Raw genomic sequence first — 12408 nt, 5'->3', positions numbered from 1 at the left:
CATGAAGAAAAAGATAGGGATCAGCTATACGGAAGCCAGTTTTGTCAATTATGAAAACTGGTTTACACCCGAAGACCTCGGCGATGACCTCGAAGTGGTGATCCTTTCCTTCCTGCGAAATAACCTGGAAGATATTTATACCTGCGATGGCCTGGTGCTTACCGGTGGCGTGGATGTGATCCCCTCGCTGTATGGCGGCGCCGAAAACTATCCGCATCAGCCGCAGGAATTTCTGCCGGAAAGGGATGCTTTTGAAAAACGCATCTATGAGTATTCCCAACAGCATCAGCTGCCTGTATTAGGCATCTGCCGCGGGTTACAATACATCAACATCCTGGAGGGCGGGAAAGTATATGAAGACATCGGCGAAGCCGCCAACAAAATTCATAAAAAAGATACCAGCGATAAAATACACGGCGTAAATATCCGGAAAGACTCATTGCTGTACAGCATTACCGGCCAGGAAAAAGGACAGGTGAACAGCGCGCATCACCAGGGCATCCACCCGGCAAAGCTGGGAAATAATATTATGGTAAGCGCCACCTCCGACACCAGCGATGAAATGATTGAGGGTATTGAGTTCAAAGATAAAACCGGTAAAGGCTTTATGCTTTGCGTGCAATGGCATCCGGAAAGAATGCCCGAGAAAGAAAGCAACCCGCTTTCCCAACAAATCAAAACACAATTTCTTCAAGCAGTTAGAAACCATACGAAATGAGAATCTTTAATCCTGCCACCGCACAAACCCTCGCCGTTCTCAGAGAAGATTCACTGGCAAGGGTAGTTGAAAAAACCGCGTTGCTGCGGCTGGCATTCGACCGCTGGTCGGCCAAGCCACTGGCAGAACGCATCAAAGTAATTACCCGGTTCAACCAGCAGCTGGAAAAGAGAGTGGAAAAACTGGCGGGCGTGCTTACAGCTGAAACAGGAAAACCATTGCAGCAATCACGCAATGAAATCAACGGCGCCGTAGCCAGGATTAACTGGATGCTGGAGAACGCAGAGAAGTACCTGTCGGACGAATGGGTAACCAATACAGATAGCTTAAAAGAAAAAATCTCTTACGAACCACTGGGCGTTATCTGCAATATCTCCGCCTGGAATTATCCTTACCTGGTAGGTGTAAATGTTTTTATTCCAGCCCTGCTGGCAGGTAACACCGTGTTGTATAAACCTTCCGAATATGCTACCCTCACGGGTATGGAAATCGAGAAACTTTTTTATTATGCAGGTCTTGAGCAAAATGCTTTCAAGGTAGCCATTGGCGGGAAAGCCACCGGCGAAAGCCTCATGGATCTGCGGGTAGACGGCTACTTCTTTACCGGCTCTTATAAAACCGGTAAATACATTTATGAAAAAGTAGCTTCCAGGATGCTGCCCTGTCAACTCGAACTGGGTGGAAAAGATCCGCTGTATGTAACAGACGACATCGAAGATATTGCCGCAGTGGCATCAGCTACAGCCGACGGCGCCTTTTATAACAACGGCCAGAGCTGCTGCGCAGTGGAACGCATTTACGTACATGAAAAAGTATACGATGAATATGTAGCCGAATTTGTAAAAGCAGTGAAATCCTGGAAACTGGGATTACCTACGGACGACGGCGTGTATTTTGGCGCCATCACCAGAAAGGAACAGTTAAAAGTACTCGAAAACCAGGTACTGGAAGCCCGTGCAAAAGGCGCCACGCTGAAACTTGGCGGTCATATCATTGTACATGATGGCAACTTCTTTGAGCCCACCGTTCTCACGGATGTGGATCATAACATGAAAATTATGCAGGAAGAAAGCTTTGGCCCCGTGATAGGCATCATGAAAGTAACCAGTGATAAAGAAGCCATTCAACTCATGAACGATACGGAGTATGGTCTTACTGCATCGGTATACTCCTCCAACGGTGAAAGGGCACAGGAAATCCTTTCGCAGGTAAATGCAGGTACCGGCTACTGGAACTGTTGCGACCGGGTTACAGCAGGATTGCCGTGGGCAGGCAGGAAGCACTCGGGTTTTGGTGCAACGTTATCGCACCAGGGATTGAGAGCATTTACGAAAACGAAGGCGTGGCAGATGAAGGGATAAGTTTTATAGAAATATTGTTTATAAAGCGTGGTGCAATGTTGAATTGCATCACGCTTTTTTATTGTAGAAGCAACATCACCTATTTTCTTCTGCATATTTGTTAATACACATTTTATTACACCAGGTTAAATAGCAGCCCTGCTAATACCAGTAGTTTTGTAAACCAATTTCTCCCCTTATCCTACCATTTTAAACAGCTAATATTTATGCCGGAACAACAAAATACAGAATATAAACAATCCTGGAGGGATGAGCATCTTAAATGGATATGCTGCTTCGCCAATGCGCAAGGAGGTCGATTATTCATTGGTATTGACGATAATGGTGTTATTGTCGGAGTGGATGAATACAAGAAATTAATGGATGATATACCTAATAAAGCAGTTAATCACCTGGGATTAGTGGTAGATGTAAACCTGCATAAAAATGAGAACAGGCACTATATAGAAGTGATCGTACCGGAAAGTAGTGTTCCTGTAGCCTATCACGGGGTTTACCATTACCGTAGCGGGAGCACTAAACAGGAACTAAAGGGCATTGCGTTACAAAATCTGCTTCTAAAAAAGATTGGAAAGAAATGGGAAGACATACCTGTAGAGGAAGCATCCTTAAAAGATCTGAATAATTCTACCATTCGTCGCTTTATCTCTAAGGCTGTTGAGATGAACAGAATTCCGTCAACTGCCAGAAAAATGGGTATAGAGCTACTACTGAAAAATCTTGACCTGCTAACAGAACAAGGACAATTAACCAACGCCTCGCTATTGCTTTTTGGTAAAAATCCTATGAAGATATCAGTAACAGCAAGTTTTAAAATTGGCAGATTCGGTAAATCAAGCCATGATCTGTTATTCCAGGATATTGTTGAAACGAATATTTTTGATATGGCAGATCGGGTAATGGAAGTTTTAAAGATGAAATATCTTATCCGCCCAATTTCCTACAAAGGTCTGCAGAGAATAGAGCCATTGGAATACCCCGAACCAGCGCTGAGGGAAGCGGTATTGAATGCTATTATTCATAAGGACTATTCCAGCACGTACATATTTTTACGCGTATATGATGACCGTCTATACTTGTGGAATCCGGGGTCTTTACCGGAAGAATTAAGTATTGAAAAGCTAAAAACGGATCATTCCTCTTACCCCAGAAATAGACATATAGCGAATATATTTTTTAAAGCAGGATATATTGAATCCTGGGGAAGAGGTATTAATAAAATCATTGATTCCTGCGTTGAAGCAGGGTTACCCGAGCCTTTAATTGAAGTTGAGCAAGGAGGATTTAGTATTACCTTCTTGAAAAAGAAACAAACAAATCAGTTAATCAACAGCGAACATCTCGAAGAAAGACAACTTAAAGCCTTATCATACATAAAGGAACATGGGAGTATTAACAATGTCCAATATCAGCAATTAACCAATGTATCCAAACGAACGGCTACAAGAGATTTACAGGAACTAATAGAAAGAAAACTTATAGTAAAATCAGGAACTACCGGAAAGGGCACTACATATAACGAATCTATTGAGTAATACGGGCCTCTAAGGGGTCATATACGGGCCAAAGGGGCCATAAAGGGGCCACAAAGGGGCAAAAGGGGCCATAAACGGGCAATCCATTCATTAAATCCCTCCCACCACTTCATTTTGGGAATTATACCTAATTACCGTAGGTTTGCCTCCGCATTTGGTTCCGCCCCGCGGCGGATTAAAAGGGAATCCGGTGTAAAACCGGAGCTATCCCCGTAGCTGTAATCCTGCATTTATCGTCAGATAAATTGTTTTTCCGGATGAACTCCATACCACTGTCTGCCTGTCCGGCAGATGGGAAGGTCCCGGAAAAGCAGGTAAGCCAGAAGACCTGCCTCTTGTAATTAATCATTCAACGCTTTCGGGTGAAATGCTGTGAATGTGGGCCTGCCAGCCATTTTATGCGCTGTTATTATTTTCGTTTAGCCTAAGGCGTAATGCCGGAGGATAGCCGGTATTATGATCATTTTTCCAGGGTTTAACCCCGGGAGAAAAGTGCGTTGTATTTTCTTAATAAAACAATAAATATGAAAAAACAGTTATTATCCTTTCTGTCTGCAGCACTGATGCTGTTTGTTGCTTCCTGCCAAAAAGACGATGCGTTACAGCCGCTCGAACGCCAACGTACAAACGAAACCGGTACCGGCGGTGTTACGGCTTCATTAATCGCCGGTAAATACGGCAATGGATTTTTTATCGCCAACGAAGGGTGGTTTGGTCACGGCACCGGCGACCTGCATTTCTACTCCTACAGCGGCGATAGTCTTGTCCCTAACATTTATCATGCAGAGAACCCCGCCGGCGCGTTGGGCGGCCCTTCCAACACGCTGCAGTATGCTACTATCTTCAACGGTAAAATGTATATTGTTGTAAAAGCCGGTGGCCCACTGGTGGTGACAGATGCCGGCAGCCTCGTGGAAACCGGCCGTATTACTACCTTACCGGGTAATGATGGTCACGCTTTTATCGGTGTGGATGCCACCCGCGGATTGCTGAGTGCGAAAGATGGCGTATATCCTATCACGTTACCTTCCCTTGCTGTAGGCGCTAAAGTAACCGGTGTAGCGGGTTATACCGGTGATATGTTAAAAGCCGGCAGCTATATTTTTGTGTTGTCCCAAACAGATGGTATCGTTGCTTTAAACAGCAGCACCTATGCCGTAATAAAAAAGTTCGGTGCGGCCAACCTGGCCTTTGCTGCCGGTAAAGACGGCGGCGTATATGCTACCAACGCAGATTCCCTGATCCGCATAGATCCCGCTACACTGGCGCGTACCGCAGTAAAATTGCCTTTCACAGTACCTTCACCATGGGGTGCATGGCGTCATGCTGCCATCACTGCCTCTACAACGGAAAATGCCGTTTACATTGTGCGTAACAACGGCTTTGCCGGTGGCACCCAACTCTATCGCTATATCATTGGTAACACGGCATCTCTTGCATCTCCTTTTATTACACTGCCTTCCGGCCAGTATTTCTATGGCGCCGGTGCAGCGTATAACAAGGATAAAAATGAACTGGTGATGACTACGCTGAACGGCTCTTTCACCGGGGATGTGAACAGGGTACTGATGTATGATGCCACTACGGCGACACTGAAAAAAACGCTCACTTACAACGGATGGTATTTCCCGGCCATGCCTGTATTTCATGAGTAGAAGATGAAATAAAAAGAGGGTGCCTCAAATTTACTTTTGAGGCACCCTCTTTGATTATTTGCCAATTATTCATCCATTAATTCCCTTTCCATCTCCTCAATAGTAGGTAGTTGAGTCTTCAAATTATCCGGTATAATTTCAGAGAGCTCAAAGGGAACTTATACCAATAGGTTTATTCAAATCACGTAAAGCGTATTCGACTTCTATTTTATCCTTCATTCTGCACAATATCATTCCAATTGAGGGACTATCAGTAGGATGTTTTAATTGGCTGTCCACTGCTGATAAATAGAAGTTTAATTTACCGGCATACTCGGGTTGAAATTTTCCAGCCTTCAATTCAATAACCACAAAACAACGAAGGTGCAAGTGATAAAATAATAAATCCAGGAAATAATCCGATTCACTGATTTCTATTTTATACTGACGACCAACAAAAGCAAAGCCCTTTCCAAGTTCCAGCATGAAGTGAATTATTTTCTGTGTAAGCGCCAGTTCGATTTCCCGCTCCTGGGCATTCTCTTCCAACCCAAGAAAATCAAAATGATAGGGATCTTTGATACTTTCAGCTGCAAGGTCAGATTGTGGCTTCGGAAGAGTGAATGCAAAGTTATGGTCTGCTTTCCCTTGCCTTAAATGGTAATTACCCTTAATATTAATTTCAAGCTGATCTCTTGACCAGCCATTTCTTTGTGTGGCTTTCGCGTACTGTATGGCTATTTTAAGGTCTTTTATTTTTGAAATCAGGAGCCGTTGATAAGACCAGGGTAATTGTGCCACAGGTTGTGGCACAAATTCAAATTCCTTCGAAAAGAAGAGATACCATTGCCGGATTGTATATAAATTTCGTCGCGAGAAGCCGTTTATTTCTGGGAAACTCCTCTTCAAATCAATAGCGAGTTGCTCAAGAAAGTTATCCCCCCATTTCGCTTCCATTTGTCGTTGGACGATTTCCTTCCCTAGCTCCCAATACAGTTCAATCAAAGTAGTATTGAAATTGGCTGCCGCTTTTAATTGAGCTTGTCTTACTTTATTCTTTATTTCTAGTAGCCATTCTTTATAGCCATCTCTACCCATTTATTTTTATTTACCGTTAAATGATCTGCATTTATCATTAGGCCAATAAATTAAAAAAACGATGATGGCAGAAATAAATCAAGTAAGTGAATAAAGAAGTATTAACTACCTGATAACATTTTGGTAAATAAGAATGATAAACGTTATGCTAGATTAAGAATATGCATGCTTCAATGAGTTACTGATTTAATGCAATCGCCGATTAGGTTGCTAATACTCTGTTAGAGATGATAATGCTTTATTTCCGGAATTACACCCTTCATTAAAAATCCAGCGGCAACTTCATATTCACTACCACAGGCTCCAGCCTTTCAAGCGATTTCCATAAACCCGCTTCCACCTTATCTTTTTCCGTGAACCGGAAAAGCCATTGCCGTATAAAATTTTTAGGGAGATAATAGTCAATAGTCAACCGGCTTCTCCGGTCTGTTACCTTTTCCACCGTATAGTAGAAAGCGTTATGCCGCTTCTCATCTGTTTCACTGAACAACGCCTTTTGTTCCGGGTTGTACGAGAAACTGCTGGTGAACATTATCACATGTTCGCCATTATCCATCACATGCCGGTGACGGCTACCTATACCAGGGAGAAAATGTTCTACCTCGTCTATCCCCACCACACCGGTTTGCCACAGGTGCCTGAACTCAAAATGCACTACGGTATAAATAAGTGTTTTAATATCCGTGTCAAATTCCTTCGACACGGAAATCATCTTCGTTTTATTTTTAAGCTCTATCTGTGGATCGGGATCGGGTGGTAACGTATTGCGCAGTTCACTTAAATGGGTGTAGTGAAAAGAAATATTACCGGTTTCTGTTTGTTTGATGCTGGCATCCCATGTCATCCATTGCGCCAGTCCTTCCGGCGGCTCATCACGCAACAGGTTGTCTGTTACCAGCCAGTATTCATGCTGCTCAATATCATTTTTCAATAGCTGATGCGCCACGATCACATCTTTCCCTATCAGCTTACTGAAATTCTTTACCTGGTAGGTGGTAAACTCGCCATAGTGGGTAATTACCTTCAGGGTAAGGTCAATAGCGGATACACATGCCTTACACTGGCAAATTTTGCGGTGATTGTAATTGACCAGGTAGCGGTGAAATTCGCAGAACATCTTTTCCACCTGCTTATACAGTACTTCCAGCTCCGGCGGGGATCCAAACTTATAGAACAGGATGGCGTCACCTTCCACTTCAGACACTTCCAGGCCCGACTGATTAGCATTTATCAGCAGCTCCAACAGTTGCTGGATAATATGACGGCTGTGCTCAATCTCTATTTCATTCACAAAACGGGTAAAGCCACTTATATCCGGAATAAAAAGCAGCCCTCTATTTTCCATTTTTTTTATTAAAGTTAGAGATAAAAATAATAAAAACGGCATATAGCTGCGCTTCCGGGTATGCCGGTCCTTATTTCTTCTCCAACCGGAAGATCACGGCGTCCGCAGCGTCTACCGTTACATGGATCCTCCCTTTCTCCGTGGATGTTTTACCGGAGAATAATTCCTTACAGCGATATTCCCCGCTGCTGAGTCCCAGCTTACCAAAATCAGCTGCGAAAACGGTGGGTTTCCGATTGTAGTTCACCACGGCCAGGTAGGTAAACCGGCCGCTGTTGTGTACAAACAGGCTGGAAGGGATGTCGCCGGTATGATGATCTACCGGAACAAAACCATTGGGTAACTGTGCCGCTTCCAGCACATCGCGGTTTTGCAGCAGTTGCTGTGCCACGCCGGAAGCGCTGCTGTACTCAGCATAGTCATCACCGGTAATAACGGTGCCGGTAACGATGGCAGAGGTAAGGCGCGCCCTGTTTTCACCAGGGCCGGCCCCCGCGAACACCACGTGATCCGCATCGGTAAAATCGTATACTTTATTCTGCCACCAACCCAAACTGGTGGCATTAAGGGTATAGGCTGTTTCATCAATGTTCTTAAACGCATCGCAGGCGATACGGCGCATATGCACATACCTGCCGGTGGCCATACCGGGCGAAATAGCGGCGTATACCAGCATCTTGCTATCCAGCTGATCTACCAGGAATTCCATGCCTTTCCTGAACGCCTGCATGCCCGTATGCACGGAAGGATCATACCAGCCATCTGCCTCTATGGCCGCATGGCCAATGAAGTCGATCTTAATCATTTCAAAGCCGGTTTCCCTGAACCGTTTGATGAGATAGGCAATGCGGTCGCGGGTGGCGGGATGGGTAGGGTCCATGGCACGGGCGCCATCAAAATCGTGGTATTGCCCGTTTACTTTGGTCCAGGTTTCCTCGTAATTATAACGGCTTCCTTCTACCATGCGGGACGATTTGGACCAGTCTACGAACGGCGCCCAGTAAATACCGGGTTTACATCCCCGTTGTCTGCAATAAGCCACAAACTCTTTCAACTGGCTGAAATCGCCGGTCATGCCGCCTTTGGTCATGTTATCCCAATAAGAGTCGAGGTCTATGTAAAGGCTGCCATCCTTGCCACGGAACGTTTTACAGGAGTCTGCAAAAAAATCGACCACCTGTTTGGCTTTCACCAGGTTCAACTTCGTTTGCATACTTCCCCAGCTGTTCCAGCCCAGTGGCTTTGCCCCTGTCCATTCAAAAATATAGCGGGGCTCTGCGAGGCGGTTAGCGCTGCCATATTGCTCCATACCTTTGCGCCAGTTGGGGGCCGGCAGCACCAGGATTTTCGGGGAACTGCACAGGGTATCGCCCTGCGTAACTATGCCATGGGATATTTTGTCGCGTGTAACAAGACTATCAGTCCACCCCGCCACTACAGAAACGTGTGAATTTTCCACCTTTATCCCTGTTTTCCAATTGTTATGCTCTACCGAGCCGAGTATCAGTCCAGCGTTGGTAAGACTGTCGTACAACGCAGTTACCTCTGAACTGGTAAATGCGGGGCCACGCTGATCCGCTACACGGTACCTGATCCAGGCATCATTATCAAAAGGAACGACTACCCCGCTGGTATAAATGGCCGCTTCCCCTGTTAAAGGGCTCATCGCCCGGGAACGGGCGCCCTTTCCCTGCAGAGTTAACGAAGTATAAAAACCATCTTCCCCTTTATATACATAAAATATTTGCTGTTTTTTTATGCCGTTACCGGCAGATGTAATCACATACCGGGTTCCTTCTCCCATACCATCTTTCACGGGTACACTGGTAAAAGTGCGGTTAACAGGAAGGGTATCCGGCAGGCCGGCATCTTCATAAAAAGCAAATGCATGCCGGATGATTTCTTTTCCGCCGGTCCATACGGAATAGGTACCGTTCCGTAAATCGTAGGCGATGTGATTGTTTTTCCCAAAGGGAATATGTTTCACATGAGCGGCCTGCTGCGCATGCAACGGCGTTAACAGGCAAAGCATTCCCGTAACAGATAAAAGGTATCTGCACCAGATCAGAGCGTTATTCATTTTGCAAGTCCTAGTGGTGAAAAGATGATAAATAGCAACACCATTAATATCAATAAAGCAGCGCTGTACCAGTGCCGGTTCTTCCAGGGTTCTACCGATACTACCGGGATCACCGCCGGCTGATATGGTACGGCCATCGGTTTTATTTTACCGATGATCAGCATCAGCACCGCCGTTATCACAAAGGTCATCGCCAGCAGATGCAGGTAGTGGATACCGGTGTCGAATACCCATTGCAGTAATACATTTACAGCCAGGAAAAATACCAGTCCCGCTTTGGCCGCCACCGGCGGAACATGCCGGGTGGCCATGCCCACCACCATGATGGTAAAAATCGGGAGACTGAAAAACCCCGCCAGCATCTGGATATAATTATAAAAGCCTCCCTTGAACAACATGATAAAGGGTGCAATCACAATACCCGTGAGCAATACCAATACCTGGAACAGGCGGGTTTTGCTGATCAGTTCTTTATCCGTGATGCTGCCTTTGCGGGCTATCATAAAAGGTTTATACAAATTCATAGTGAACAGTGTACCCACGCTGTTCAACCCCGCGTTAAAAGTGCTGAGCGCTGCACCAAAAACAATGGCCGCAATGAAGCCGGTGTATACCGGCGGCAGCACATCCGCCGCCATCCTGGGAAACACTTCCGCCGTTGCCTGCGGATGGATGTACAGGTGCACGGCAATAAGGCCGGGAATGTTGAGCATGAGCGGCGACAACAATTTACACAAACATGCCAGCGCAATCCCCTTCTGGCTTTGCTCCAGGTTCACGGAACCCAGCGCCTGCTGCACAATAAACTGTTCCATGCCCCAGTAATAAATATTCACCAGCAGCATACCGGTAAAAATAGTGCTGAAAGGAACTGCATCGTGTGCACCTCCGATGGCATTTAAATGGCTGGTATGGGTGCCGAGTACTGTCAGCAAACCGGTTTCCGCATCACCATGCCCGAGGTATTTAAATCCGAAATACGGCAACAGCAATCCGCCGATGATCATGCCGCCGCCCAGCAAAGTATCGGAGATACTGATCACTTTTAATCCGCCCAGTACATTGTAGAAAAAGCCCATAATACCTATCAGGCAGGCCAGCAGCCAGATGGTAGACCAATAGCTGATATGCAGCAGCTCATTCAGGTGAAAGATACCGTTAAAAGCCACCGCACCGCCGTACAATACAGCGGGAATCAGGTTTACCAGGTAGCTGAGCAGGAAAATAACGGAAACAATTTTCTTGGTGCCCCGGTCATACCGTACTTCCAGGAAATCCGGTGTGGTAACGGCGCCTATACGCAAGTAGATGGGCATCAGGAACTCGCCTACCAGCAACATCGCAAATACAGAAGTAACACCCCACGACATAATAGACATGTTATTGATGAAAACAGACTCGTTTTCACCAATAAACTGGTTGGCGCTGATGTTGGTCATGATGAGCGCACCGCCTATTACCAGCCAGTTTAAACTGCGGCTGCCAAGGAATACGTCGGCGGCTGTTTTCAACTGGTGCCTCCTTGTAATGTACCACGACAATACCGTCATGAGCACCACGAAAAAAGCAAAGCTTATAATAGTAGAAAGTGGCATTAATAATTACAGTTACAAAGATTTTCTTCTTATCAGCACGGTAGACAATACTTCCTGGATCTTCTCCCGGTTCAGTACAAAAAGTGCTGCCTTCTCCGCCATTAATTTAAAGTCCGTGGAATAAGTGGTAATTCCATTGCAGATAATTTCCTTTACCACATCATCATTGTGAGATAAAATGCCTACATCCTTTCCAAGCGTCATTTTCTTTTCCACACAGTCTTTCAGGATAGCCCACAACTCCGTATTATTGATGGTGTAATATACTTTTCCCTTTGCCACTGTACCCGGTACGTATTCCGTTTTAATAACACCGTTGATTTTATGATCTTTTATAAAACGCTTAAAAGCCTTGAGTATTTCTATCGGCGTATCTGTAGAGGGCCGGTAATAAAAGATCATTTCATCAAACTGCTTTATGGTAGCTGTTAACGCAGTGAATGCCCGGTAGGAAGATTCCCCGAACTCCTGCACAATGTAAGAACAATCTGTGTGCAACGGTTCGTAGCGGTCAATCATCAGGAACTTATCCACCGGCAGCCCCCGCAGGATCTCCGCCGTTTTGGGATGCGGGATAGGCGCTACCACGTACATGCCATAGCGGCCCTTTATAGATGCCACAATGCTCTCAAATACCTCGATGTTATTGTGATGAAAGAAAACATCCAGCTGTATGTTCTCCCCGAGATGTGCCCGGAAAGTTTTATAGAATGTTTCCTGGAAAGTATCAAACGCAAATAATAACAACGCTACTTTCAGCTGCTGCCCGGTATCATCGCTGCTTACAAAAAATCCCTTCCGGTTTTGCGATGCCACAATACCTCTTTCCACCAGCTCCTTATAACCTTTGGCAATAGTTTCCCTTGCAAATCCCAGCTCCCCGATCAGGTTGTTCACCGAAGGCAATGAGTCGCCTCTCGACAATAATTTTGAATTGATAGCATTGATAATTCCCTGAACAAATTGTTCATGTTTAGAAAGACCGGGAATTCCTTCCAGTTCATGTATCTGTTCGTATACGTCCTGCATGTAAGGAAAATTA

9 protein-coding genes and 1 riboswitch are annotated in these 12408 nt (G+C 45.4%); of the genes, 4 read left to right on the top strand and 5 right to left on the bottom strand.

Going from position 1 to position 12408, the window contains the following annotated elements:
• The first annotated feature begins 1 nt into the window (after position 1).
• From AB6805_RS13010 to AB6805_RS12995, 4 genes are all read left to right on the top strand, one after another.
• On the top strand, positions 2 to 718 hold the full coding sequence (locus tag AB6805_RS13010; protein WP_370909849.1) for a gamma-glutamyl-gamma-aminobutyrate hydrolase family protein: 717 nt from the start codon (positions 2 to 4) through the stop codon (positions 716 to 718).
• The gene (locus tag AB6805_RS13005; RefSeq protein ID WP_370909848.1) at positions 715 to 2079 is read left to right on the top strand and encodes an aldehyde dehydrogenase family protein; all 1365 of its coding nucleotides are present in this window, start codon (positions 715 to 717) and stop codon (positions 2077 to 2079) included. The genes AB6805_RS13010 and AB6805_RS13005 overlap by 4 nt, the downstream gene beginning before the upstream one ends.
• Positions 2080 to 2285: 206 nt before the next feature.
• Positions 2286 to 3614, top strand: coding sequence for an ATP-binding protein (locus AB6805_RS13000; RefSeq protein ID WP_370909847.1), 1329 nt, complete (start codon positions 2286 to 2288; stop codon positions 3612 to 3614).
• Between the two features lie 138 nt (positions 3615 to 3752).
• A riboswitch (cobalamin riboswitch) is annotated at positions 3753 to 3965 on the top strand.
• 173 nt (positions 3966 to 4138) lie between these two features.
• On the top strand, positions 4139 to 5269 hold the full coding sequence (locus AB6805_RS12995) for a DUF5074 domain-containing protein (RefSeq protein WP_370909846.1): 1131 nt from the start codon (positions 4139 to 4141) through the stop codon (positions 5267 to 5269).
• A 147-nt stretch (positions 5270 to 5416) separates the two neighbouring features.
• Here AB6805_RS12995 and AB6805_RS12990 read toward each other — a convergent pair whose 3' ends face one another.
• The 5 genes from AB6805_RS12990 to AB6805_RS12970 all read right to left on the bottom strand — a co-directional run bounded on the left by AB6805_RS12990 (position 5417) and on the right by AB6805_RS12970 (position 12395).
• The gene (locus AB6805_RS12990; RefSeq protein WP_370909845.1) at positions 5417 to 6346 is read right to left on the bottom strand and encodes a YhcG family protein; all 930 of its coding nucleotides are present in this window, start codon (positions 6344 to 6346) and stop codon (positions 5417 to 5419) included.
• A 262-nt stretch (positions 6347 to 6608) separates the two neighbouring features.
• On the bottom strand, positions 6609 to 7691 hold the full coding sequence (locus AB6805_RS12985) for a DUF2652 domain-containing protein (protein WP_370909844.1): 1083 nt from the start codon (positions 7689 to 7691) through the stop codon (positions 6609 to 6611).
• A gap of 70 nt (positions 7692 to 7761) precedes the next feature.
• Complete coding sequence (locus AB6805_RS12980) at positions 7762 to 9723, bottom strand: hypothetical protein (protein WP_370909843.1); 1962 nt, start codon at positions 9721 to 9723, stop codon at positions 7762 to 7764.
• 44 nt (positions 9724 to 9767) lie between these two features.
• Positions 9768 to 11366, bottom strand: a complete 1599-nt coding sequence (locus AB6805_RS12975) for a solute:sodium symporter family transporter (RefSeq protein WP_370909842.1) — start codon at positions 11364 to 11366, stop codon at positions 9768 to 9770.
• 12 nt (positions 11367 to 11378) lie between these two features.
• Positions 11379 to 12395 carry a GntR family transcriptional regulator gene (locus AB6805_RS12970; RefSeq protein WP_370909841.1) on the bottom strand — a complete coding sequence of 339 codons (1017 nt, stop codon included), beginning with the start codon at positions 12393 to 12395 and terminating at the stop codon, positions 11379 to 11381.
• Positions 12396 to 12408: the final 13 nt, after the last annotated feature.

Origin of the sequence: Chitinophaga sp. RCC_12, assembly GCF_041360695.1 — a bacterium.
Taxonomy (GTDB): Bacteria; Bacteroidota; Bacteroidia; order Chitinophagales; family Chitinophagaceae; genus Chitinophaga.
Note: the sequence above shows the minus strand (reverse complement) of the source record. Positions and strands in the feature narration are given on the sequence as shown.